This is a genomic window from Rhizobium altiplani, from assembly GCF_001542405.1.
GTDB lineage: Bacteria > Pseudomonadota > Alphaproteobacteria > Rhizobiales > Rhizobiaceae > Rhizobium > Rhizobium altiplani.
In genome coordinates, this window is record NZ_LNCD01000001.1 from 37,536 (window position 1) to 61,413 (window position 23,878).

The 23,878-nt window shown below is 61.0% G+C and carries 28 protein-coding genes; 19 read left to right on the plus strand and 9 right to left on the minus strand.

All coding sequences use genetic code 11. The features are described 5' to 3' along the window. The first annotated feature begins 4 nt into the window (after window positions 1–4). Window positions 5–175, plus strand: a complete 171-nt coding sequence (locus AS026_RS41870) for a hypothetical protein (protein ID WP_156828727.1) — start codon at window positions 5–7, stop codon at window positions 173–175. A gap of 231 nt (window positions 176–406) precedes the next feature. Here the strand turns inward: AS026_RS41870 and AS026_RS00205 are convergent, their stop codons facing one another. From AS026_RS00205 to AS026_RS00220, 4 genes are read right to left on the minus strand one after another with little or no spacing between them, the layout of a single operon-like run. Then, a complete protein-coding gene (locus tag AS026_RS00205; RefSeq protein WP_062368256.1) occupies window positions 407–1,777 on the minus strand; it encodes a 4Fe-4S binding protein in 1,371 nt (456 codons plus the stop codon). Then, on the minus strand, window positions 1,774–2,628 hold the full coding sequence (locus AS026_RS00210) for an FTR1 family iron permease (protein ID WP_062368257.1): 855 nt from the start codon (window positions 2,626–2,628) through the stop codon (window positions 1,774–1,776). Before AS026_RS00210 ends, AS026_RS00205 begins: the two co-directional genes overlap by 4 nt. After that, window positions 2,625–2,960 carry a cupredoxin domain-containing protein gene (locus AS026_RS00215; RefSeq protein ID WP_062368258.1) on the minus strand — a complete coding sequence of 112 codons (336 nt, stop codon included), beginning with the start codon at window positions 2,958–2,960 and terminating at the stop codon, window positions 2,625–2,627. Before AS026_RS00215 ends, AS026_RS00210 begins: the two co-directional genes overlap by 4 nt. Continuing rightward, window positions 2,960–3,502, minus strand: a complete 543-nt coding sequence (locus AS026_RS00220; RefSeq protein WP_062368259.1) for an iron transporter — start codon at window positions 3,500–3,502, stop codon at window positions 2,960–2,962. Before AS026_RS00220 ends, AS026_RS00215 begins: the two co-directional genes overlap by 1 nt. Window positions 3,503–3,663: 161 nt before the next feature. Between AS026_RS00220 and AS026_RS00225 the strand changes: the two genes are divergently transcribed. Further along, on the plus strand, window positions 3,664–4,344 hold the full coding sequence (locus AS026_RS00225; protein ID WP_062368260.1) for an NnrU family protein: 681 nt from the start codon (window positions 3,664–3,666) through the stop codon (window positions 4,342–4,344). Here the strand turns inward: AS026_RS00225 and AS026_RS00230 are convergent. Both AS026_RS00230 and AS026_RS00235 read right to left on the minus strand, forming a co-directional pair. Beyond that, a complete protein-coding gene (locus AS026_RS00230) occupies window positions 4,299–4,934 on the minus strand; it encodes a UbiX family flavin prenyltransferase (RefSeq protein ID WP_062368261.1) in 636 nt (211 codons plus the stop codon). The genes AS026_RS00225 and AS026_RS00230 overlap by 46 nt on opposite strands. Beyond that, window positions 4,921–6,429: a UbiD family decarboxylase gene (locus AS026_RS00235; RefSeq protein WP_062368262.1), complete on the minus strand. Its 1,509-nt coding sequence runs from the start codon at window positions 6,427–6,429 to the stop codon at window positions 4,921–4,923. Before AS026_RS00235 ends, AS026_RS00230 begins: the two co-directional genes overlap by 14 nt. Before the next feature lie 101 nt (window positions 6,430–6,530). Between AS026_RS00235 and ubiT the strand changes: the two genes are divergently transcribed. The 6 genes from ubiT to AS026_RS00265 all read left to right on the plus strand — a co-directional run bounded on the left by ubiT (window position 6,531) and on the right by AS026_RS00265 (window position 10,081). After that, window positions 6,531–7,037, plus strand: coding sequence for a ubiquinone anaerobic biosynthesis accessory factor UbiT (ubiT, locus tag AS026_RS00240; protein ID WP_062368263.1), 507 nt, complete (start codon window positions 6,531–6,533; stop codon window positions 7,035–7,037). Then, the gene (gene ubiU, locus AS026_RS00245) at window positions 7,028–8,005 is read left to right on the plus strand and encodes a ubiquinone anaerobic biosynthesis protein UbiU (RefSeq protein WP_062368264.1); all 978 of its coding nucleotides are present in this window, start codon (window positions 7,028–7,030) and stop codon (window positions 8,003–8,005) included. The genes ubiT and ubiU overlap by 10 nt, the downstream gene beginning before the upstream one ends. Window positions 8,006–8,008: 3 nt before the next feature. Then, window positions 8,009–8,938 (plus strand): ubiquinone anaerobic biosynthesis protein UbiV, encoded by a 930-nt coding sequence (gene ubiV / locus AS026_RS00250; protein ID WP_062368265.1) that lies wholly within the window; start codon window positions 8,009–8,011, stop codon window positions 8,936–8,938. Then, window positions 8,935–9,351 (plus strand): hypothetical protein, encoded by a 417-nt coding sequence (locus AS026_RS00255; RefSeq protein WP_062368266.1) that lies wholly within the window; start codon window positions 8,935–8,937, stop codon window positions 9,349–9,351. The genes ubiV and AS026_RS00255 overlap by 4 nt, the downstream gene beginning before the upstream one ends. Further along, window positions 9,348–9,530, plus strand: a complete 183-nt coding sequence (locus AS026_RS00260; protein WP_062368267.1) for a hypothetical protein — start codon at window positions 9,348–9,350, stop codon at window positions 9,528–9,530. The genes AS026_RS00255 and AS026_RS00260 overlap by 4 nt, the downstream gene beginning before the upstream one ends. 194 nt (window positions 9,531–9,724) lie before the next feature. Next, a complete protein-coding gene (locus tag AS026_RS00265; RefSeq protein WP_062368268.1) occupies window positions 9,725–10,081 on the plus strand; it encodes a hypothetical protein in 357 nt (118 codons plus the stop codon). Window positions 10,082–10,166: 85 nt separating this feature from the next. Here the strand turns inward: AS026_RS00265 and AS026_RS00270 are convergent, their stop codons facing one another. Continuing rightward, a complete protein-coding gene (locus AS026_RS00270; RefSeq protein WP_018856187.1) occupies window positions 10,167–10,379 on the minus strand; it encodes a hypothetical protein in 213 nt (70 codons plus the stop codon). Window positions 10,380–10,502: 123 nt separating this feature from the next. On the opposite strand from AS026_RS00270, the gene AS026_RS00275 reads away from it, so the two are divergent. From AS026_RS00275 to AS026_RS00285, 3 genes are all read left to right on the plus strand, one after another. Next, the gene (locus AS026_RS00275; RefSeq protein ID WP_062368269.1) at window positions 10,503–11,066 is read left to right on the plus strand and encodes a threonine transporter RhtB; all 564 of its coding nucleotides are present in this window, start codon (window positions 10,503–10,505) and stop codon (window positions 11,064–11,066) included. 95 nt (window positions 11,067–11,161) lie between these two features. Then, window positions 11,162–11,494, plus strand: coding sequence for an ArsR/SmtB family transcription factor (locus AS026_RS00280; protein WP_062368270.1), 333 nt, complete (start codon window positions 11,162–11,164; stop codon window positions 11,492–11,494). Between the two features lie 45 nt (window positions 11,495–11,539). Then, a complete protein-coding gene (locus AS026_RS00285) occupies window positions 11,540–12,262 on the plus strand; it encodes a CBS domain-containing protein (protein ID WP_062368271.1) in 723 nt (240 codons plus the stop codon). A gap of 277 nt (window positions 12,263–12,539) precedes the next feature. Here AS026_RS00285 and hutC read toward each other — a convergent pair whose 3' ends face one another. Both hutC and AS026_RS00295 read right to left on the minus strand, forming a co-directional pair. Next, a complete protein-coding gene (gene hutC, locus AS026_RS00290) occupies window positions 12,540–13,262 on the minus strand; it encodes a histidine utilization transcriptional repressor HutC (protein ID WP_018856183.1) in 723 nt (240 codons plus the stop codon). 56 nt (window positions 13,263–13,318) lie between these two features. Beyond that, a complete protein-coding gene (locus tag AS026_RS00295) occupies window positions 13,319–14,680 on the minus strand; it encodes a formimidoylglutamate deiminase (RefSeq protein ID WP_062368272.1) in 1,362 nt (453 codons plus the stop codon). Window positions 14,681–14,801: 121 nt separating this feature from the next. Here AS026_RS00295 and hutI point away from each other — a divergent pair, with 121 nt between their 5' ends. The 8 genes from hutI (at window position 14,802) to AS026_RS00335 (ending at window position 23,850) form a co-directional block, all read left to right on the plus strand. Continuing rightward, entirely contained in the window at window positions 14,802–16,064 is a 1,263-nt protein-coding gene (hutI, locus tag AS026_RS00300) for an imidazolonepropionase (protein WP_062368273.1), read from the plus strand. Beyond that, complete coding sequence (gene hutH / locus AS026_RS00305; RefSeq protein WP_018856180.1) at window positions 16,061–17,596, plus strand: histidine ammonia-lyase; 1,536 nt, start codon at window positions 16,061–16,063, stop codon at window positions 17,594–17,596. The genes hutI and hutH overlap by 4 nt, the downstream gene beginning before the upstream one ends. Window position 17,597: 1 nt before the next feature. Continuing rightward, the gene (gene hutG / locus AS026_RS00310; protein WP_062368274.1) at window positions 17,598–18,398 is read left to right on the plus strand and encodes an N-formylglutamate deformylase; all 801 of its coding nucleotides are present in this window, start codon (window positions 17,598–17,600) and stop codon (window positions 18,396–18,398) included. A 26-nt stretch (window positions 18,399–18,424) separates the two neighbouring features. Continuing rightward, window positions 18,425–20,113 (plus strand): urocanate hydratase, encoded by a 1,689-nt coding sequence (hutU, locus tag AS026_RS00315; RefSeq protein WP_062368275.1) that lies wholly within the window; start codon window positions 18,425–18,427, stop codon window positions 20,111–20,113. A gap of 186 nt (window positions 20,114–20,299) precedes the next feature. Then, window positions 20,300–20,908, plus strand: a complete 609-nt coding sequence (locus AS026_RS00320) for a HutD/Ves family protein (protein WP_062368276.1) — start codon at window positions 20,300–20,302, stop codon at window positions 20,906–20,908. Between the two features lie 211 nt (window positions 20,909–21,119). Next, window positions 21,120–22,133, plus strand: coding sequence for a taurine ABC transporter substrate-binding protein (gene tauA, locus AS026_RS00325; RefSeq protein ID WP_062368277.1), 1,014 nt, complete (start codon window positions 21,120–21,122; stop codon window positions 22,131–22,133). Between the two features lie 74 nt (window positions 22,134–22,207). Beyond that, the gene (locus AS026_RS00330; protein ID WP_062368278.1) at window positions 22,208–22,999 is read left to right on the plus strand and encodes a taurine ABC transporter ATP-binding protein; all 792 of its coding nucleotides are present in this window, start codon (window positions 22,208–22,210) and stop codon (window positions 22,997–22,999) included. Continuing rightward, on the plus strand, window positions 22,996–23,850 hold the full coding sequence (locus AS026_RS00335; RefSeq protein WP_062368279.1) for an ABC transporter permease subunit: 855 nt from the start codon (window positions 22,996–22,998) through the stop codon (window positions 23,848–23,850). Before AS026_RS00330 ends, AS026_RS00335 begins: the two co-directional genes overlap by 4 nt. Window positions 23,851–23,878: the final 28 nt, after the last annotated feature.

Consider the following 23,878-nt stretch of genomic DNA (forward strand, 5'->3'; position numbering starts at 1 on the left):
AGAAATGAAAAGAACCATGAGACCACAGCAGAAGCCGTTCGTCGTAGAGATCAAGAAGCGCAGAGCTCCCCGTGCAGCCGGAGCCGAACACAAGCCCGACCTTGATGCGCGCACCGGCAAGGTTGATACGGACAAGCTTTGCCGGCTGGTCTTCGGTCGTCTGCAGCGTTCCTGAAACAGGCTGATGCCTTGTGTGCGGCCGGCGATTTTTCCAATCCTTCCGGGGCACTCAGAAATCCTTCCGCTCCAGCGGTTTTCCATTTCGATACTGTTTTGCGATGGAGGGCTATGATCGGCCGCAATCGATGGTCACCCCATCTGATTTTATTGCCTCGCCGGCGGCTGAATGATGCCCTCTTCCGACAAGAGGTGTCCTTGTCAACAGGCCAGCAACCCTGGAGCGTTGCTAGCTGAACGCCGCCCAGCCGACTGCAAAGGTCAACGTCGGAAGCGCCAAGAGGCACGTCGCCAGGAGCCGCCGGCCGAAACGCCGGTCGTACAGGCCAGTGATCTGGTGGCAAAGTGCGACAGACCAGACGGCGGCCGCCAGAACCAGCGCGCTTCTCAGATCGTCGGCGATGGGCAACATGATCCCGTCCATCCGCAGCTGCGATATCGTGAGCGACAGAAGGCCCGTGAACAAGGAAGCGGACGCAAGGGGAATAAGGGATTGTGCGAGGTGATGCATCGGGCGGACGCGATTGCGAAGGATCCAGGCGCTCGCTGCCAGAGGGAACCCAAAAGCGAGGGTCGCCAGGGCAGCTGACAATGCGAGAAGCGCAAGCAGGGACACGGCGTCGACGATCGTCATGATATCGCTGGCTGCAGGATAGTTGGTCAACAGCCACCATGGCAGCCGTAACGAAAGCGGCCACATCAGCTGTGCGTCGAGGCAGGCTTCCACCAGCCACTGGCGTATGGCCAGAAACCAGTCGCTGCCCGACCAGGTGAGCGCGGCCGGGACGAGACCAAGCATGACCGGGAGCAACATCGCAGTCTCCCATCCGGTCGCCATCCGGCCGGATCCTCGCACGATGTCGATCGCCGGCTTTCGCCACGCCAGCCGGATCGCGCCCCTGTGTCCGGAACAACGGCCGCACATGTGACAGGCGGCAGCTCCCTGCATGGTCTTGATGGGGACCAGGGGCGCACAGTTCACGGCATCGGGTCGGCCGCGTGGCGCGGGCCAGCTCGCCGGATCCACCCTGAAATGGAGGGGCGCTATCTTCGACACGATGCCGAATACGCCGCTGACAGGACACAGGAACCGGCACCACACTCTCTTGGCCTTGCCATATCGAGCGCCTACGGCGATTGCTGCGAATGTCGAGCCGCCGAGCAGAAGTGCGGCCGGCTTGGGATACTGATAAATGCTCGTAAGCTGACCGTACACTGTGGTGGAAATGAACGACAGGACCGGCCAACCCGACCACTTCATCCAGCCAGGAATCGCCCTCCCCGCCCCCCGTTCACTGGCAAACTCCGAAAGCGCGCCTTCCGGGCAGAGTATCCCGCACCAGAACCTGCCGACGAGCGCCGTTGCGAGGATCACAAACGGCCACCAGAGGCCCCAGAACACAAATTGAGCGAAGCGCGTCAGGTTCGTCCATATGAAGTCGGTACTCGCAGGAAGAGGCAGGACGACGGGCACGACCAGAAGCGCCGCATAGCCTGCCACGATCCCCCATTGAAGGCGTCGGATGAACACCTGCCGCCGCAGGAGAAGATTGCCGAAGCCGCCAAGAAGCGCCTGCGCGCCAATCTGGATGGAGGTCATGCAGGAGCCTTCTCTCTAAGCGGCGGCATGTAAGCCAGAGAGGCGGTGAGCCAGTAGGCGCCGATGCCCAGAAGAGGAAGAAGTTCTGGACGGGCCCGATAGCCTGCGAGCCCGGCGAGGAAGGCCCCGGCCCCCCTGCCATCGTCGAGAAGCCAGCTCAAGTCCCATAGCGGTGCGGTCAAGGGCGTCATGATGCCAAGGGAAATCGACTTGTCGATGACGGTCATTGCCAGGCCACTGCCGAGGATGATGAGGAGCGCCTGACTGATCCGCGACAACACCTTCTTGGATGCCATCGCCGCACCGGTCCTAAACGCCCAGAACGTTCCGACGGCCAGCACCAGACCCACCGCTCCCGACACGACGACAATGCCGGTCTGCCACCCTTCGGACGCAGAGAGCATTCCATAGAGAAAAATGACTGTTTCGGCTCCTTCCCGGGCTACGGCAAGCGCCGCCAGACAAGCGAGACCCAGCCAGTTGCCAGCCCGTACATGCCCGAGCGCCTCATTGCGCAGTCCCCCGCTATTGCCCTGTTCCATCCGGCGCATCCAGAACACCATTCTCAGCATGAGGACTGACGCCAGCGACGCCATGATCATTTGGAGTATTTCCTCGGCATCCCCATCGAGCAGTGCGGAGGCCCGGCTCATGATCAGCGCCAGGGCGGCGGCGAACAGGATGCCGGAGGCAACGCCCGCGGCAATCCATCCGACGGCTGTTCTTTGAGCGGACGGCCCCTCCCGCAACGACCAGGTCAAAAGGATTCCGACGACGAGCAAGGCTTCAAATGTTTCCCGCCAGACCACGGATGCGATCTCGAAGGACTGCAGATAAAGATTCGCGCTCATTTGGCGACCATGCTCGCCGGTGGCATGTCGAGGTGAAAGTCGTCGAAGAAGGCATAGGTTCCGACATCCAACGAGCGAAACACCAGAAAGCTTGAGGCGCCCGGAGCGAGCACTTTTTCCTTGCGCAGCGGAATGCTTTCGAATTCGACCGGCGTCGAGCCGTCGTTGTGAAGCTCAAGCTTGAAACGCGTGTTGGCTGGCACCTCGATGACGGATGGCGAGATCATTCCATTGCTGAAGTGAATCTGGATGACCGGATCGTCGCCCTGCGCAACGGCGGGCGAAACCGCGAGGCAGACCGCGAGCCCCGAAACGAGCGTTCGCAGCCACATCAGTAGCCGCCCTTCTTTCCGACGCCGGCAAACACGAATTCATATTTCAGGGTAAATGCTTCAGGCCACGCGGCTACTCCGGTCTCCTTGTCGACATGCCGGCCGAACGACATCATGCCGTGACCGCCAGGGTGCACGGTGAGTTCAAGCGCATAGCGGCCTGGCCCTGAGAGCTTGACGTTGTCGCCGTAGTGCGGCCCGTCGCTTGCGACCATCGCCTCAAGGGCACCCCCCTGTTCGGCACCGTTGTCCAGGTTCTTCACCCTGTATTCGACATGAAGACCCGGCACCCAGTCGCCCTCGGCAAAGCCATTCGCGTTCTCGGCCGTGGCGTGTATGTCCGCTTCCAGATGAACGTCGGATTCGGCCGTTGCAAGCATCATTCCCGGAGGATCCATTTCGATCGGCTGAAGATAGACGGCTGCCACTTCCATCCCACCCGCAAGCTGCGGCGCTCCGATCGGATATTCCGCGGCGCGCACAGCAAAAGGCATGGCGGCGAGAAGAACAGGCGCGAGGCAAAGGCAGGTAGCTCGAAGCATTGTGTGTGATCCGTAAAAGGTGACTGAACGGCTCACCTTTATCAGCGCAATTGCCCCACTCTTTGCGCTGGCGCAAAGATGAGGACTTCGCAAGGCTGATTTGACATTCCTCAACGCCCGTTCGTGCAGATCGTGCCATCGACAAGAAAAAGGAGGCGAGCGTGACCGAATTTCTAGCCGCGTTTGTGGTGTTTCTGGCGCTTCATTCGATCCCCGCTGCACCAGCGGTTCGCGCAGGCATCATCAGTCGGATTGGCAGGCGGACGTACTTTGTCGCCTATTCAGCAGCCTCGCTGCTGGCGCTGGCATGGCTGTTTGCCGCTGCGCTGAAACTTGACTACGTGCCTTTGTGGGACCTGCAACCCTGGCATGCGGCGATCACGTTTGTCCTGGCTCCCCTGGGCGGCTTCCTGGTGATTGCAGGACTTATTAGTCCCAATCCCCTTTCGATCACCGTCCGATCATCGGAAAGACCTGGCGCCGTGGTTGGTATCACCCGCCATCCGGTACTCCTCGGATTCGCGATCTGGGCAGCGGGACACATCATCGCCAATGGCGATCTGCGGTCCATTCTGTTGTTCGGCGGTTTCGCCCTCTTTGCCATCGGCGCCATACCGATGATCGAGAAGCGGGCAAAGCGGCGGCTTGGATCACGGTGGAAGAGCCTGGCTGCGCCGACCTCGATCCTGCCTTTCCGGGCGTATCTGGCTGGAAGGCGACCCGCCTTCGACGTGCCATTGGTCGCCTCCATTCTCCTGACCGGTATCCTTGTTGGCTGGCTTTTGTTTGGCGGCGGTCATGCCCTGCTTTTCGGCGCCGACCCTGTTGCAATATTCGGTTGATCGAACAACGCCTCGCCAAGCCAGGCGCGCGATTGATGCGGCACAGGAAGTCCGAGCAGATCGACAGCCCGACGAGCGAGGTGGTCTACCACGTCCTGGATGGACTCGGGCCGATTGTAGAATGCCGGCACGGGCGGCATGACAACCGCTCCCATCTCCGTGGCGGTGACCATGTTACGAAGGTGTCCGAGATGCAACGGCGTCTCGCGGGTGAGCAGGACCAGCCTGCGCCTTTCCTTCAGTTGAACATCCGCGGCCCGAGAAATCAGGTTTTGAGACAACCCCGTGGAGATCGCTGCCAGCGTCTTCATGGAGCAAGGTGCAACAATCATGCCGGTGACCGGAAACGAACCACTCGCGATAGCCGATCCAATGTCGTTGTTGTCGTAGGTCCTATGTGCCTTGAGCAGCATGCGCCCGTGGGCTTCAGCCCCAACTTCGTGAGCGAGTGTCCGGCAGCCACTGTCGGAAACAACGAGATGCACCCTCACATTCAGCGAGACCAGCAAATCGAGCGCGGCGACTCCCAGCGCAGCGCCTGACGCTCCTGTCACTGCAAGCACGACATCCTTGTGTTCAGATACCCGCATCACGTCGCAGCCTTTCCCATGTTTGCGCGGCCTTTTCCTCAAGGTTTTCGGGCATCTCCAGCACTCGACCCCATTCCCTTTCGGTCTCAGCACCGATCTTGTTGGTGGCGTCCAAGCCCAACTTGGCGCCGAGCCCGGACTTCGGAGACGCGAAGTCGAGATAGTCGATTGGCGTGTTTTCCAGCACCACCAGGTCCCGCGAGGCATCGAACCGGGTTGCGACCGCCCACATGATCTCCTCCCACTTCCTGACGCTGATATCCGGATCGACGACGATGATGAGCTTCGTATAGTTGAACTGCGGGAGCATCGACCACAGCCCCATCATGATGCGGCGTGCCTGACCCGGATAGCGCTTGTCGATCGAAACGACGACTGCCCGGTAAGAGCAAGCTTCCGGCGGAAGCCACAGATCCCTGATCTCCGGAAACTGGCGCTTCACGATCGGGATGAAAAGCTCGGTCATCGCCTCGCCCAGCCGTGATGGTTCGTCTGGCGGGCGCCCGGTATACGTCGAGAGATACACCGGCGAGCGCCGCGTGGTTATCGCACTCAACCTGACGACTGGAAACGGCTCCACGGAGTTGTAGTAGCCGGTATGATCTCCATAGGGTCCCTCTGGCGCCGTTTCCTCCGCGGAAACGTAGCCTTCGAGGACTATTTCGGCATTTGAAGGGACCGCAAGCGGGACGGTGAGCGCGCTCGAGACTTCGGTTCTCGATCCGCGCAGAAGGCCGGCGAAGTTCAGTTCGCTCATGCCTTCGGGAAGTGGAATGACGCCGGCGAGAAGCGTCGCCGGATCGGCCCCGATCACAACGGCGATCGGCATATCGAGACCCTTACGCTGCCACATCCGAAAATGCTTCGCGCCACCACGATGAGCCAGCCACCGAACGATCAGCGACGAGCGGTCGCGGACCTGCATCCGGTATATGCCCACGTTCACGTCCCTGGGGTCGTCGGGATTGCAGGTGATCACCAGCGGCCAGGTCACGAGAGGCGCCGGCTCGCCTGGCCAGCACCATTGTACCGGAAGCTGCCCGAGGTCGATCTTCGGTCCCTTGTAGACGACCTCCTGCGAGGCAGCCGCCCTGCGCAAGCGAGGTCGCATGCTGCCCACCGCCTTGAGCATTGGCAGCTTGCTCCATGCATCGGCGAGCGACACGGGTGGTGTCGGCCGCTGAAGCTCGGCCAGGTCATTGGCGAGGCCCGTCAACCCCGCTTCGCCGACGCCAAAGCCGAGCTCGATCCGCTGCCTTGTACCGAACAGATTTGCAACGACCGGTATCGGGGAGCACCGTCCGTCGGCGTTTACCGGGTTTTTGATGAAAAGGGCGGGGCCGCCCTCGGAAAGCACTTTCTGGTGCAGGGCGGTCAGTTCATGCACGAGCGACACGGGCTCCTCCACGACAAGCAGCAGTCGTCGCTGCTGCAGGTCGCGAAGGAAGGACTGCAGGTCGCCATGGCGTTTGGCTTTTGGCTCTTCGTTACGCATGACGCTGACATCGACGAGGAAACCGTCTTTGTCTTTGTCTCAGATCAAACAGAGCCTCGCCAAGAAAAACTAGGATGGCTCGTTCAATCTGAGAGGCCGTAATGCTCGCCCCATCTCGCCTGATGGCGACCGCCCGCATCATTCCATTGCCGATCGTCGGGCGCATCGCCGACTTCCTGCTCAAGGAGGTTCTTTCAATTCATCCGAAGCTCTTCGACCGGCTCGGTGAGTACAGCCAGTCCCGCTTTGCATTCGTGCCGTCGGACTTCCCGTTTTCATTCCTGATTTGCCCAAAAGATCGCACTGTCCAAGCCTTTCGTCGCGGTACCCACATGGCCGCTGACACCACCATCTGCGGACCGCTGGTCCTGATGCTGGCCCTTGCCGAGGGCAGGATTGATGGCGACGCCATATTCTTCGCCAGAAAGCTCACTGTCACCGGTGACATGGAGGCGGTGCTGGCACTTCGAAACGCCCTTGATGACAATGAAATAGACCTCGTTGACGCCGTCGGGAGATTGTCGGGCCCGCTGACCCGTTCCATCACCGGAGCCCTTGGTTCGGTCCGTCGGCAAGCACTGAAGGCGCATGGTGTCCAATGGAGCTGATCTGCCCTGCAGGAACCCCTGCATCGTTTCGCGAGGCCGTCGATGCAGGGGCTGATGCCGTCTACTGCGGCTTTCGCGATGAGACAAACGCGCGCAACTTCCCGGGTTTGAATTTTGATCTCGCCGAGCTTCGTGATGCAATCGGCTACGCACGCGCGCGAAAGGTGAAGACGTTTGTCGCTCTCAACACTTTCATGACCGCAGGCAAGGAAGATCTCTGGTACCGCAGGGCAAGGGAAGCGTCGGAAGCGGGCGCCGACGCCCTCATCGTTGCAGATTTCGGATTGATGGCGCATGTCGCGGAACATCACCCGGCACAGCGCCTCCACATCTCCGTTCAGGCGTCTGCCTCCAATCCCGAGGCCCTGTCATATCTGGTCGAATGTTTCGGTGCTGCCCGCATCGTGCTGCCGCGAACGCTCACCATCCAGGACATCGCCCGCATTGCACGAAGCGTAGACTGCGAATTGGAGGTTTTCGTCTTTGGCGGATTGTGCGTCATGGCAGAGGGGCGCTGCTCGCTGTCGTCCTACGCGACCGGCAAGTCGCCAAATATGAACGGCGTATGCTCGCCAGCCAGCCACGTACGCTACCGGCAGGCCGGCGGCGACCTGGTGTCTGAACTGGGTGGCTTCACCATAAACCGGTTTTCCGAAGAAGAACCCGCTGGCTATCCGACGCTGTGCAAGGGTCGCTTCGCGGTCGGACAAAGCGCGACCTACGCTTTCGAGGATCCGGTGTCGCTGGACGTCATGGACCAGCTCGACGAACTTCGGGCGGCCGGCGTCAAGGCATTGAAGGTCGAAGGCCGTCAACGCGGCAAGGCCTACATCTCGGAGGTCGTTTCCACGCTTCGCGCCACGCTGAAGGCGGCGCCCGCGGACCGCCCGGTCCTCATGTCACGCCTTCGCAAACTCAGCGAGGGACAACAGACGACAAAGGGCGCCTATGAGAAGCGCTGGAGGTAGTCGATGAAATCTCCCTTGAAGCTTACCTTGGGGCCGCTCCTCTATCTTTGGCCGACAGAGCGCTGGCGCGACTTCTATTTCGCAATCGCCGACCAGTCGCCTGTCGACGTCGTGGTGCTTGGCGAGACCGTCTGTTCCAAGCGGTTGCATTTCATGGAACCCGAGTTCGTGGCTGTCGTTGAACGCCTGGAGGCGGCTGGAAAGGAAGTCCGTCTCTCCACGCTCGCCCTTGTAACCCTCGATCGTGAATCGAAATATCAGAGATCGGTTGCAGCCGATGAAGGTCACCTGGTCGAAGCCAACGATCTTTCCGCCCTTCAGATGCTGAAGGGCCGGCGTCACACCGTCGGACCCTTCGTCAATGTCTATAATGGACCTTCGGCCAAGCTTCTCGCACGAAACGGCGCGGCCAGCATCTGCCTGCCCCCGGAGCTGCCGGCAGCGTCGGTCGCCGAGATCACGCGATCCTGCCCCGGAGGCGATTTCGAGCTCTTCGCGTTCGGCCGCTTACCACTCGCCATCTCGGCGCGCTGCGCGCATGCCCGATCCAAGGGAAAGACCAAGGACAATTGTCAGTTCGTTTGCCAGGAAGATCCCGATGGCCTTTCCGTAGGCACGCTTTCAAACCAGCCGTTTCTCGCATTGAACGGCGTACAGACGGTCTCTCACTCCTGCCAGGCGCTTCTGGAAGGGCCGGAGGAGTGGGACGCACTGGGCGTCAGCTCACTGCGCCTCTCGCCGCAGGATTGCGACATGGTTGCCGTGTCCGCGCTCTATCGCAAGATGCTCGACGGTCACCTCGAGCCGGCGGAGACGGGCTCAAGAATACGAAGCCTCTATCCCGACGTCCCGTTGTCGAACGGATTTCACCACGGGCGCGCCGGTGCGGAATGGATCGCAAGACAAAGGAACACAGAAGGAGCGAGCAGATGACAGGGAAGCAATCGCGAAACGGCAGTCTCGCCGATAATCATATTCTTGCAGCGGTTCGCCAGATCAAGGCTTTCGCGAAAAATCCGGCGCTCGATTGCGGATGCTCCACGGTTGTGGGCCAGGTCCTGGTCAGCCTCGTGCCGAAACAGCGCGCTGCAGTCGTCCAGGAGCTCTTTCTGTCCGCCATGCGACAACGCGACAAAGTGTCGACCCTTATGGAACTTCTGAAGGAACTCGACCAGTTCGGACCGGCAACAGAGATCGGGGAGGTCGAGGAGGCGGCGTTGATCTTCGACGACCTGGCCCAGCAGGCGCGGTTGGGATCGCAGCTCCTGAGAGCCTTCGCCTTCAATCGAAACGACGTGCTCGCTCCATCAACCAAGCATGTTGAGGTGCAGGAGGCCTTGTCGTGAATTCCCAACGGAGCTGGCAGAGACATATCGACGCTCTGGAGTTCGTCAGCCTTTGGGGAGCGTCTGGTGGCGAGCAGCAGGCGGTCCTGGAGGCGTTCCTTTTCCATTCCCGCGGGTGGTTTTCGAAAGATCCGGGTGACCTGCAGGACCGGCTTTGCAGGGAACGCTCCGGTGAATAAGCCTTCATTCCAGTTGGCGTTCATCGAGTGCGAGTTCGAGCCGGCTTCGCGGAAGTATTTGGGCCCGGCAGGTATGATGTCACGGTTTGACCCAGATCAAGGTTTTGGCAGAGCGCATCGCTCATCTTCGCAGAACTTCGGCAAGGGATCGGCGTCAGCGGCGCTTTTGGCGCGCGGCAAGGAGGGAGCAAGTTTTGCGGTATACGGTAGTCGCTGCGTGGCTGGACGGAAAGGAGAGATCCGGACGCATCGTTTTGCAGGCAGCCGGTCGTTCACGGACGATCGTTGTCACGCGACGTGCGCTCCTCAATGTCGACAGCCCTCCCCGCGCCACAGAGGCACGTCTCCTTCAACATCTTGATAGTTTCTGTGAGATGGCGCTCGCCTTCATCGGCGATCGCCAGGACGACAGCGAGACGCTCCTTGTCACAGCGACCGACGTTCGCAACCGCAGAAAAGCAGAACCGGTTCCGGAGCCGCTGTGGACCTGGCAAGACCAGTGGGGCTCCTGGAAACAGAAAGGCCGTCGTTCTCGGCTCGGGTTGGTCTGAGCGGCAGGATCGCCCTGGTCGTCAATAACGCACCGCTCGGCGCTCATGCCTTCGGCTTTGCGCATTTGCGCCGGACTTTCGGCGTTCAAGGTTCATCAAGCCACAGCGCCGTCGCCAGGTAACCGGCAGCGATCGTGCTGCCGAACAGATAGACAAACATGCCCTGGGCCACATAGTAGTCGGGCACTTCAATACCTGCGCCCCAGGAGCCGACCCTCCAGATAGCCAATCCAGCCACGGATCCGATTGCGAATCCGGCCGAAAGGCGGGTAAGCAGAAACCAGATCAAGTGAGGCATCGCGGTACCTCCATCCATGTCCCAGCATAACACGTCGAGTGGCGACAAGTTCTCCCAAAATGATCAATGTCAATGTGTCCGACGTCGCATCGTGCGAGCAGCGAGTTTCACAGGATACGGACCATGAATGACCTCAGCTTTGCACTTGGTGCTTTCACACTTCTGATACTGCCGGGACCGACCAACGCATTGCTCGTCATGGCGTCGCACGGCCTATCTCGCATTGGCTTGCTTGAGGTGCTCGCCGCCGTTGTCTTGGCTTACCTTGCGATCATAATTCCCGTTTCAAGCGTCGCTGGTCCTTTCCTGCATGCTCACCCTCTCGCGCTGCAAGTCGTGAAGGCCACCTCCGCCGTCTGGGTGCTCTATCTTGCATTCAGGCTTTGGAGGCGCAGTACCGTCGCCGCGACGGAATTTGCGGGTCCCCGGCACGTGTTCGTGACGACATTGCTCAATCCGAAGGCAATAATAATCGGATTGACGATCATTCCCTCCGCGCAGGAAGGACTTGCGCTCAGCACTGTTATGGCGTTCGTCGCCGTGGCACTCTCGACGTCCCTGATTTGGCTTACCGCCGGCAGGCTGGTGATCGGCGAAAGCGACCACATGCCCTTGATCGCCAGGCGTTGCGGTTCGGCAGCCTTGATGATCTTCTCCATCGTCCTGACGGCGAGTGCTCTTCGCTAGGAGACGAGCCGTCTTTCCCCAGCAGTTTGCGCTGGCTCAATGAAGGGATCCGGGAGGTCGCTACTATTTGCTCCGTTCATACCGGAGGAAATGCGATGCTCGGCGACGACGGCGAACTCGCTGCATATTTCTCGGCGCTCGCGAATGCCCATCGCCTGGCCGTGTTGAGAACACTCGCCGAGGGCGAAATCTGCGTCAGGGAACTCGCGCTCCGCATCGGTCTGGGCCGGTCTGCCTTGTCGCAGCACCTGAACATCCTTCGACGGCATCAGCTGGTCAAGCAGCGTCGTGAAGCGCAGACGACCTACTTTTCCCTGTCTGGCAGCAGAAGCGACAAGGCGCTCCTGCTCGTTAACACCATTCTTTTTCCCTATGGGGTCCAGTTGTCGATGTTCGGGTTTTCGGACGTCACGCGGGACGGCGTGTAGGCATTCGTAGAAGCGGATCCCGTTTGCGCCCTGGAGGTGCCTGAAATGCGCGTAAGTCAAATCATGACAGAAGGCGTCATCACGATCACTGAGCGGGCGACCGTGATCGATGCTGCTGAACTGATGCTCTACCATCGCATCAGTGGCCTTCCGGTGCTTGATGCGCGGGGCGGCCTGGTGGGCATGCTGAGCCAAAGCGACCTGGTGCGAAGGACGGAGGCGCAGACCGAGACGCGCCGTTCATGGTGGCTGCAACTCTTGACGGGTCAAGACATGCTTGCCGACGAATATGTGGCCTTGCGCGAACGGCGCGTTGGTGAAGTCATGTCGCGTCCGCTTGTGACCGTCTCTCCTTATGCGACGCTGACCGAGGCGGCAGAATTGATGGAGCAGACAAGTGTAAAGCGGCTGCCGGTGGTCGTGGGGGACAGCCTCGTCGGCATCATTACCAGGAAAGACTTCCTCAAGCCGCTTGGACAATCGCGATCGGTCTCGGTCTTTCCGATTGATGACAGGACGATCCTGTCGAACGTCGAGGCGGAATTGCAGACCAGGGAATGGGCTCGATGTGGACAGATCCGCGTCAGCGTCAATGCCGGCATTGTCGTGTTGAGAGTGACGGTTCCCGACGAACGGGTGCGGGCGGCCGTAAGAGTGGCGGCGGAGAATGTCGCCGGCGTAAAGGACGTTCGGGACGAACTCACCTGGATCGATCAGAGCTTCAGGATTCTGGCGCCGTCACCAACCGTCGAAGAGAGGCTGAACTGAACGCGCCTCAAATGGCGGCTAGACCGTTGCAAAAAGCCGCATGACAGGCCCGAACCGATGGCAGGAGAGGCAAAGGTGCTGACGCCAATTGCATTTCGGCAGTCTTGCGGGCGATGGCGAGCTTGCTGCGGCATGCGAGACATCAACCTTCTGCAGTTTGAGACGTTTTGCGTCACGTTCGGTTGCGTTCACTGGCGAGCCACGAAACTCGGGTAGGAGACTTGCGCTTCGAGGAACCAGGTGCCTTGCTGACAACGCCGTCTGACAAGGCCGTTCGCTATTGCGACGCCGGGGTGAAGCGCGCTACCAGTGCGTGCCGGTCGCCGGGATAAGTGAAGCGCACGTGAGTGACTGGCCCGACATTGCTCCAGGTGCGGCGTTCGACGACCAGACAGGCCGTGTTGCGCGGGATGTCCAGGGCGGCAGCCTCGTCCGCGCCGGCCGATACGGCATGGATGCGGTGCTCGGCGCTACTCCATGGGATCTGATTGATCAGCCAGGCGCCCGGTGCCATCTCGGAGAAATCGGCGTCGGCCGCCTCGGGTACGGTCGACAGACTGATTAGCCTTTCCTCGAGGCAGAATGGCCGCCCGCCCGCGTGATGAATGCAGGCAACGTCGACAACGGAAGAGCCCGGCATGACGTCCAGGCGTCCGATGTCCTCCGCCTTGGCCTTGCGTTGCACGCGCTTTGAGACCGTGAAGGCATAGGCGAGATTCAATGACTTGACCTCGGCGCCGATGTCGTGGATCTCGAGGACGGCCGATTGTGCCTGCGGCTGTGTGACGAAGCTGCCGGACTTTTTCCGACGCTCGATGAGGCCCGCCTTGGCAAGCTGGGTCAGCGCCTTGTTCACGGTCATGCGCGAACAGTCATATTGCTTGGTGAGATCCACTTCGAACGGGATGCGGTGACCCGGTGGCCATTCGCCCGAGACGATGCGGCCTTCGATGTCACTCACGATCCGCTGGTGCAAGGTTATGTCCTTGCTTTGGTTCATCGTCACGCTCCGGTTATACCTCCCGCTCTAATGTGAATGTCGGGACCTGGAAAGCCCTACGCTGAAAGAAGCTCGCCCATCGCCTTCAGGAACCGGCGATTGATTGCCTCGCGCGCTACGTGGCGGCCGCCTTCCACCTGCTTGCGGCCGAGCGCCCAGACACTGTCGACCGCGACACCGCCGGCAAAAATCCAATGATCGAGCAACTGGTCGCCTGAAAGGTAGGGCACGGCGGTCGTGTCGAGCGAGATGAGATCGGCGTGATGACCGACGGCAATTCCCCCAGGGGCCTTCAGGGCGGCGCCGCCACCGGTTATTGCATGATCGAACAGGCTGCGCGCCGTTGAGCCGCCGGGTGCAGCCACCACATTGCGGGCCCTCAACGCCAGACGCTCTGAGTATTCAAGCTGGCGCAGTTCGCCGGAAAGCGAGATAGCCACGTTGGAATCGGAGCCGACGCCGAGACGTCCGCCTTCCTCGATGAAGAGCGGTGCCTCGAAGGTGCCATCGCCGAGGTTGGCCTCGGTAATCGGGCAAAGGCCGGCGATCGCGCCGCTACGGGCCATGCCACGGGTTTCCTCGTCGCTCATGTGCGTCGCGTGGATCAGGCACCAGCGATCATCGACGGGTTGGTTGGCAAGCAGCCATTCAACGGGCCGGGCGCCCGACCAGGCGATGCAATCCTCGACTTCCTTGACCTGCTCGGCGATGTGGATGTGGATCGGGCCGTTACCGGCAAGCGGGACGACCGTGGCCAGTTCCTCGGGCGTGGCGGCGCGCAGGCTATGTGGGGCAAGGCCGAGCTCGGCACCTTGAAGCCCGCTCGTCACCTTGCGGCACCCGTCCATCAGGGCGGCAAAACTGTCCAGCGAATTGATGAAGCGTCGTTGACCCTCGATCGGTGCCGCGCCGCCGAAGCCAGAATGGGCATAGAATACGGGAAGTAGCGTCAAGGCGATGCCGCTGACATTTGCCGCCGCCCCGATGCGCTCGGCCAGCTCGGCAATGTTGGCGTAGGGTGTGCCGTTCTTGTCGTGGTGCAGATAGTGGAATTCGCCGACCCGGGAAAAGCCGGCCTCCAGCATCTCCATGTAGAGCTGGGCGGCAACGGCTTCGACATGTTCGGGCGTCATCGACAATGCGAACTTGTACATGACCGTGCGCCAGCTCCAGAAGCTGTCATTGGCTGGTCCCCGCACTTCGGCAAGGCCGGCCATGGCGCGCTGGAAAGCGTGGCTGTGGAGATTGCCCATCGCGGGCACAAGCGTGCCGTGACGATCATCGGCTGGCGTCGGAGCGACGTTGGCCTCGATGGTCGCAATCAGGCCGTCCTCGATCGTTACGCGCACGTCCTTGCACCATCCCTGCGGCAGAAGTGCCGCGCTCGCATGAAGTCTGGTCGCCACCGTCTGAGCCATAACGCTTTTTCTCCTCTTTGGCGCCGCGCATCTTTCTTTTCCATGGAGGCGCACAAAATTTCACTTGTCATCGGTTTATTATGTATATACATGTTTCCGCATAAGGAAAGGCGCAAAGCTGATGAATGGGAACAAATTTTCAAGCCATGAGTCATCCGGCGACGTCCGTCCGCATCTGTGGCGGAATGTGCGCTTGGCAACACTCGACCCGCAAAAGCAGGGCCTCGGCATTGTCGACAAAGGCGCCCTCGTCACCGAGGGTGGGCGCATAAGCTACGTCGGCTCCGAGGCCGAACTGCCGGTTTCCGTGATCGAGCGCGCCGAGATCACGGATCTCGAGGGCCGCTGGGTTACACCGGGTCTCGTCGACTGCCACACCCACATCGTCTTTGGCGGCAATCGCGCCCGCGAGTTCGAAATGCGCCTCGAAGGTGCGACCTATGAAGAGATTGCGCGCGCCGGCGGCGGCATCGTCTCTTCCGTCAAGGCAACAAATGCGCTCTCGGTCGATGGCCTCGTCAAGGCGGCGCTTCCACGCTTGGATACGCTGATCTGCGAGGGGCTGACGACGATCGAAGTCAAGTCCGGCTATGGGCTGAACGTCGACGGCGAGCTGAAGATGTTGCGCGCTGCCCGCCAGCTTGAGCGCCTTCGCCCGGTGCGCGTCGTCACGTCCTATCTCGGCGCTCATGCAACGCCGATCGAGTACAGGGGGCGCAACAGCGACTACATTGCCGAGGTCGTCCTCCCAGGCCTCGAAGACGCCCATGCCGAGGGCTTGGTCGATGCAGTCGACGGGTTCTGCGAGGGCATCGCCTTTTCCACTGCCGAGATCGCCCGGGTCTTCGACAAGGCAGAGGCACTCGGTCTGCCAGTCAAGCTGCATGCCGAACAATTGTCCAATCTTGGCGGCGCCAAGCTCGCCGCCTCCCATGGTGCGCTCTCTGCCGACCACCTCGAATATCTCGATGCCGAGGGTGCTGCCGCCATGGCTGCGGCCGGTACGGTCGCCGTTCTCTTGCCTGGCGCTTTCTACGCCATCAACGAAAAGCAGAAGCCGCCCGTTCAGGCGCTGCGCGACGCCGGCACCCGTATTGCCATTGCGACCGACTGCAATCCCGGCACCTCGCCGCTCACCTCGCTGCTTCTGACGATGAATATGTCAGCCACGCTCTTCGGCCTGACTGTCGAGGAGTGCATTGCGGGGGCGACCCGCGAGGGTGCACGCGCCCTTGGGCTTCTGGGCGAGACCGGAACGCTCGAGACCGGCAAGTCCGCGGACTTTGCGATCTGGGACGTCGAAAGCCTCGCAGAGCTCGTTTACCGCATCGGCTTCAACCCGCTTCATGCACATGTTTTCAAGGGCGAAAGGATCGACCGTTGACCATTACCCTTCATCCAGGCTCCGTTTCGCTCAGGGATCTGGAGACGATCTACTGGACCGGTGAACCGGCGAGGCTCGACGCATCTTTTGATGCCGGCATCGCCAAGGCCGCTGCCCGCATTGCAGAGATCGCGGCCGGCAATGCACCGGTCTATGGCATCAATACCGGCTTCGGTAAACTTGCTTCGATCAAGATCGACAGTGCTGACGTGGCGACGCTCCAGCGCAATCTTATCCTGTCCCACTGCTGCGGCGTCGGCGCGCCATTGCCCGAAAACATCGTCCGCCTGATCATGGCCTTGAAGCTCGTTTCGCTCGGTCGCGGCGCCTCCGGCGTCCGGCTCGAACTGGTGCGGCTGATCGAAGGCATGCTCGAAAAAGGCGTCATCCCGGTCATCCCGGAAAAGGGTTCCGTGGGCGCTTCGGGCGACCTTGCGCCGCTGGCCCACCTGGCCGCCGTGATGATGGGCGAAGCCGAAGCCTTCCTTGCGGGTGAACGCCTGTCCGGCGCAGCCGCCCTTGCGAAGGCTGGTTTGAAGCCCGTTGTGCTGGCGGCCAAGGAAGGCCTTGCGCTCATCAACGGCACGCAGACCTCGACGGCATTGGCGCTTGCCGGTCTCTTCCGAGCTCACCGCGCAGCTCAGGCAGCACTGATTACCGGTGCCATGTCGACCGATGCGGCGATGGGCTCGTCCGCGCCTTTCCATCCCGATATTCACACGCTGCGCGGCCACAAGGGCCAGATCGACACAGCCGCCGCACTTCGCGCGCTCCTCGAAAGCTCCGTCATCCGCCAGAGCCATATTGAGGGCGACGAGCGTGTGCAGGATCCCTACTGCATTCGCTGCCAGCCGCAAGTCGATGGTGCCTGCCTGGATCTTCTGCGCTCGGTCGCGCGCACACTGGAGATCGAGGCAAATGCCGTCACCGACAACCCGCTGGTGCTTTCGGACAACTCGGTTGTCTCGGGCGGCAATTTCCATGCCGAGCCGGTTGCCTTTTCAGCCGACCAGATCGCCCTCGCCATCTGCGAAATCGGCGCGATCGCACAAAGGCGCATCGCCTTGCTGGTCGATCCCGCGCTTTCCTATGGACTGCCGGCCTTCCTGGCAAAGAAGCCGGGCCTCAACTCAGGCCTGATGATCGCCGAGGTAACGTCGGCAGCGCTGATGTCGGAAAACAAGCAGATGTCGCACCCGGCCTCCGTCGATTCGACGCCGACATCCGCCAACCAGGAAGATCACGTTTCGATGGCCTGCCATGGCGCGCGTCGTCTGCTCCAGATGACCGACAACCTCTTCAGCATTATCGGCATCGAGGCATTGACCGCAGCGCAGGGCGTGGAATTTCGTGCGCCACTCACGACAGGTCCCGAACTGCAGAAGGCGATCGCCACCATCCGCAGCGTGGTACCGACGCTGGAGCTCGATCGCTACATGGCGAACGATCTGAAGGCGGCGGGCGACCTCGTCGCGACAGGCGCGCTGAATGCGTCAGTCTCAAGCGGCATCCTGCCGGCTCTGGAGGTCTGAGATGGCTGTCGTCGACGTCAAACAGGGTTCTTCACCCATTATCCTGGGTTTTCCGCACACCGGGACTGACGTGCCCGCCGACATCTGGGAGCGTCTGAATGATAACGGCAGGATTCTTGCCGATACCGACTGGCACATCCATGACCTCTATGACGGCCTGCTTGCCGATGCGACAACGGTGCGCGCGACGTTCCATCGCTATGTCATTGACGCCAACCGCGATCCGGCAGGCGTCAGCCTCTATCCCGGCCAAAACACCACTGGCCTGGTTCCTGAAACGGACTTCGACGGCAAGGCGATCTGGAAGGACGGACGGGCACCTGATCACGCCGACATTGCGGCGCGGCTCAGGGACTTTCATGCTCCCTATCATGCAGCTCTTGCTGCCGAGGTCGAGCGTGTGAGAGCAATTCATGGCGTGGCGATCCTCTACGATTGCCACTCGATCCGCTCGCATATTCCCTTCCTTTTCGAAGGCAAGCTGCCGGATTTCAACATCGGCACCGACATGGGCAAGACTTGCGATGGGGCCATCGAACAGGCGACGCTCACGGTCGTCGAGGCGGCCGAAGGCTATGACTGCGTGCTCAACGGCCGTTTCAAGGGCGGGTGGACGACGCGCCACTACGGCCAGCCTGAAACGGGCGTGCACGCCATCCAGATGGAACTGGCGCAATCGACGCATCTTGAGACCGAGGCGCCGCCGTTTGCCTACGACGCTGCCAAGGCAGAGCGCCTTCGCGTCCACCTCAAAGACATTCTGGTGCGTATCGAACAGATCGCGCCGGGCCTGAAACGATAACGATCACTCGACAGGGGGAACCCCGCATGACCTCAAATCCACGTCACAACATTCGCGAGATCCGCGCCCCGCGCGGCAGTGAACTCAACGCCAAGAGCTGGATGACCGAAGCGCCGCTGCGCATGCTGATGAACAACCTCGACCCTGACGTCGCGGAAAATCCAAACGAGCTGGTGGTTTATGGCGGCATCGGCCGTGCAGCCCGCACCTGGGACGATTTCGACCGTATCGCAGCGACCCTGAAGACTTTGAACGAGGATGAAACGCTCCTCGTGCAGTCCGGCAAGCCAGTCGCCGTGTTTCGCACGCATAAGGATGCCCCCCGCGTGTTGATTGCCAACTCGAACCTCGTGCCGCACTGGGCGACGTGGGATCACTTCAACGAGCTGGATAAAAAGGGCCTTGCCATGTACGGCCAGATGACAGCCGGCTCATGGATCTATATCGGCACGCAAGGCATTGTGCAGGGAACCTACGAGACCTTCGTCGAGGCCGGCCGCCAGCACTACGATGGCAACCTCAAGGGCAAATGGATCCTGACCGGCGGTCTTGGTGGCATGGGTGGCGCACAGCCGCTCGCAGCCGTGATGGCGGGCGCCTGCTGCCTGGCCGTCGAATGTGACGAGACGCGCATCGATTTCCGTCTGCGTACACGCTACGTCGACGAGAAGGCGAAGACACTCGATGAGGCCCTGGCGCTGATCGACAAGTGGACGAAGGCCGGCGAAGCAAAGTCGGTCGGACTGCTCGGCAACGCTGCCGAAATCTTCCCGGAACTCGTTCGCCGCATGCAGGCCGGTGGCCCTCGCCCCGATATCGTGACCGATCAGACATCCGCGCACGATCCGCGCAACGGCTACCTGCCAGCCGGCTGGACCGTCGAGGAAGCCAAGGCCAAGCGCGAGAGCGATCCGAAGGCTGTCGAAGTGGCCGCGCGCGCTTCTATGAAGGTCCACGTCGAAGCAATGGTTGCCTTCTGGGATGCTGGCGTTCCGACGCTCGATTACGGCAACAACATCCGTCAGGTTGCCAAGGACGAGGGCCTGGAAAACGCCTTCGCCTTCCCGGGCTTCGTGCCTGCCTATATTCGCCCGCTGTTTTGCCGCGGCATCGGTCCCTTCCGCTGGGCAGCCCTGTCGGGCGATCCTGAGGATATCTACAAGACCGACGCCAAGGTGAAGGAGCTTCTGCCTGACAACAAGCACCTGCACAACTGGCTGGACATGGCCCGCGATCGCATCGCTTTCCAGGGATTGCCGGCGCGCATTTGCTGGGTCGGTCTCGGCGATCGCCATCGTCTCGGCCTTGCGTTTAACGAGATGGTCAGGAACGGCGAGTTGAAAGCACCCGTTGTCATCGGCCGCGACCACCTCGACTCCGGCTCCGTCGCTTCACCGAACCGCGAGACGGAAGCGATGAAGGACGGCTCGGATGCTGTCTCCGACTGGCCGCTTTTGAATGCGCTCCTGAACACCGCATCGGGTGCGACCTGGGTGTCGCTCCATCACGGTGGCGGCGTCGGCATGGGCTTCTCGCAGCATTCCGGCATGGTCATCTGCGCCGACGGCACAGATGAGGCGGCGCGCAGACTTGAGCGGGTTCTCTGGAACGACCCGGCAACCGGCGTCATGCGCCATGCCGACGCGGGCTACGAGATCGCGATCGAGTGCGCCAAGGAACAAGGCCTGCGCCTGCCCGCGATCCTCGGAAACTAAGCCTCACATCAGTCGAACAAGGCCGCCGCCTCGTGCGACGGTCTTGTCGACGATGAGAAGGATCAATGCCTCCGAAAAGCCTGTGCCATGAGAGGGGATCGAAGGCATCTCCCTAAATAGGGGGAAAGGTTTCCACTGTCGCTCCGTTCCAGACGGTGACAGGGAGTTCACAATGATGGAGCAAAAATGACCCGCGCCACCGTCCTCAGAGCCAGCAATTATCGCCGCATGCCGTGGAAGAACGGCGGTGGCGAGACCGTTGAGGTCGCCGTCTCGCCCGAGGGGGCGGCCCTTTCCGATTTCGACTGGCGCGTCAGCATGGCAACGGTCGCGACCGATGGCCCCTTCTCGATCTTCCCCGGCATCGACCGGACGCTTTCGATTATCGACGGCAACGGCATGCAGCTCGCAATCGATGGGAATGATCCGCTGTTGCTGACGCAGGACAGCGCTCCCCTCGCCTTTGCCGCCGATGTCGCTGTCACTGCAACGCTTGCCGAGGGACCCATCACGGACCTGAACGTCATGACGCGTCGCGACGGATTGCGCCACCGGGTCGAGAGGGTTGATATCGATTCCAGGGCCACCTTTCAGCCCGCCGCGCCGACGTGGCTCCTCCTGTGTCATCAGGGCGCGCTCACCGTTGAATGGAGTGGTCAAAGCGTGGATCTTAGCCAAGGCGATACGCTTCTGCTCGAGCAACCCGGGGATGTCGAGCTTCCGCTCGAGCAACCCGGGGATGTCGAGGTGAGCGGCAGAGCGCGCTGCTTCCTGATCTTTATCGATCCGGTCTGACGCCATTTCCCAATTATGATGCCGATCGAGGCCCCTCAGCCGGCCGAGGCGCGAATGTTTGCGCCTCAACTCAATCAAAAAACAATATTGTTCTTATATTCTATAAAATAGATAGTTTTGCCTGTGTCCGCTGAAGCATCCGCCCTACGGTTCTAAGCGTCGAAACAAGTTCAGGCGCTGAGGCTGACGCTCAGCCGCAAGGGGGCGAAACATGAATATCAGGACATTATTGGCGGCGATCACACTCGGTTCCGCGAGCCTGCTGGCAACATTTTCCGTAGAGGCAGCCGACAAGAAGGTCGTGGTGGCCTATCAGACGGATGCGCTGCCGTCGTCGGTCGCAATCGCCAATGGCGAATTTGCGAAGGCAACCGGCTACGACATCGATTTCCGCAAGTTCAACTCCGGGGCTGAAATCTTCGCGGCCATCGCTTCGGGCGATGTGCAGGTCGGCTACGTCGGCTCGAGCCCGTTCGCGGCGGCGACCTCGCGCGGACTGGAGGTCAAGGCCTTCTACCTTTCCTCGATCTCCGGCATCGACGAGGCGCTGGTTGTTCGCAACGGTTCGGGCATTGCGTCTCTGTCTGACCTCAAGGGCAAGAAGCTCGCCGCCGCGCCGGTATCGACCGACCACTATCAGCTTCTTGCGTTGATCAAATCCCTGGGGCTGACGGAAAAGGATGTTCAGGTCTTTGCAATTCCGCAGCCCGAGATCGTCGCCAGCTACAACCGCGGCGACATTGACGGTGGCTTTGTCTGGGATCCGGCGCTGACCGAGCTGAAAAAGAACGGCAAGGTGCTTGTCACCTCCAAGGATGTCGCCGACAAGGGCGCGCCCACTTTCTCCGCATGGGTTTCCGCATCGAAGTTCGCCGATGAGAACCCGGCGTTCCTGAAGGGCTTCGCCAGCGTCGTCAACAAGTACTACGCCTCCTTCGCGGCAGACAAAAAGGCCTGGGACGCCGACAGCGAAAATGCCAAGCTGCTTGCCAAGACACTTGGTGGCACACCCGAGCAGCAGGCTGCCGCACTGAAGAACCTCACGCTGCTGACCCCTGAGGTGCAGGCATCCGAAGCCTGGCTTGGTGGCGGCGAAAAGTCGGGCGCTGCCAAGATCCTCAAGGACACGGCCGCCTTCCTGAAGGATCAGGGCAAGGTGAGCGAGGTGCTGCCGAGCTACGCGGCTTTTGTCACGCCGGATGCACTTGTCAACGCAAGCAACTGAAATAACTAACAATCCTCCCATCCTGCTACGCTGGCGCGATATCGCGCCAGCGTCACAACATGAAGAGACGGCACATGCTCAAAGTCGATCACGCAAGCGTCTATTTCCGGACGCGGGATGGCCGGACGGTCCATGCCCTGGATCGCGTTTCTCTCGATATTCCAGACAACAGCTTCGTTGTCGCACTTGGTGCATCGGGTTGCGGCAAGTCCACACTCCTCAATGCGATTGCGGGCTTCCTGCCGCTTTCCTCGGGCACGATTACTCTTGATGGGCGACCGGTCATGCGCCCTGGCGCGGACCGGGGCGTCGTGTTCCAGAAGGATACCCTGCTGCCTTGGAAGTCGGTCGTCGACAATGTCGCACTTGGCCTTCAGTTCGCCGGTACTCCAAAAGCTTTGCGTCGTACCCGCGCGGAAGAGCTTCTGTTTCTCGTCGGTTTGAAAGACTTCGCGAAAGCCTTTCCCTATGAATTGTCGGGTGGCATGCGCCAGCGCGTCGGGATTGCCCGCGCCCTTGCCGCCGATCCTGATGTGCTTTTGATGGACGAGCCTTTCGGAGCCCTGGACAGCCTGACGCGTGAACAGATGCAGGAACTCCTCGTATCGATCTGGAAAACAACGGGAAAACGCATTTTCTTCATCACGCATTCGATCGAGGAAGCTCTGTTCCTCGGGACGCAGCTTGTGGTGATGTCGCCGCGTCCCGGCCGCATTGTGGCGCGCTTCGAACTCGATTTCGTTCGCGAATTTGCCCGCACTGGCGACGCCCGATCGATCAAGATGGCACCGGAGTTTGCCAGTTTGCGAGAAGAAATCCGGACCATTCTGCATGGCTCCGACGAGATCAGGAGTGCGGCGGAATGAGCAATGTCATCGAAACGACGGGCGTGGTCGTGCGGGCCGAAACGGATCAACCGAAAACCGTCGAGATGAACGGGTTCGGCGTCGGCGAACGCAATACGCTTGTCATCAGCTTCGCGACAGCCGTCGCTTTGATTGGAACCTGGTGGCTGATCGCCAGGCTGGGGTTGGTACCGCGTCTTTTCCTGCCGACACCACAGGAGGTCGCCACGCAGATCGGAGCTGTCTATCGTGACGGCTATGCCGGCGCGTCGCTCGGCGAACATATTTCGGCAAGCCTGTTCAGGATTGCAACGGCAGCTGCCATCGCCATTGCCGCCGGCATTCCGATCGGCCTGCTGATGGGGCTCAATCGCTGGGCGAAGGGCATCTTCGATACACCGATCGAATTCTACTGGCCGCTACCGCCCCTCGCCTATCTGCCGCTGATGATCATCTGGCTCGGCATCGGCGAGACGTCGAAGGTAACGCTTCTCGTGCTTGCCATGTTCGCACCGATTTGCCTTTCGGCGCAGGCCGGCGTGCGCGCCCTGCCGATCGAGCGCGTCAACGCGGCGCGGTCGCTTGGCGCCCGGCCCTGGCAGCTTCTTGTCAGCATCGTTTTGCCATCGGCTCTGCCGGAGATCCTGACGGGTATCCGCATTGCGCTTGGTGTCGGCTGGGGCACGCTCGTTGCAGCGGAGTTGATCGCCTCCAACCGCGGCATCGGCTACATGATCATGTCGGCGTCCCAGTTTCTGGCAACCGACGTCGTCTTCGTTGGCATCGGCATCATCGCTGCCTGTGCATTTGCTTTCAGCGCTGCCGTTCGCCTCTTGGAAGCAACCCTCGTTCCGTGGAAAGGTAAGAGCTAGGGGATACGCAAAGCGTCCCTCGTGGCTC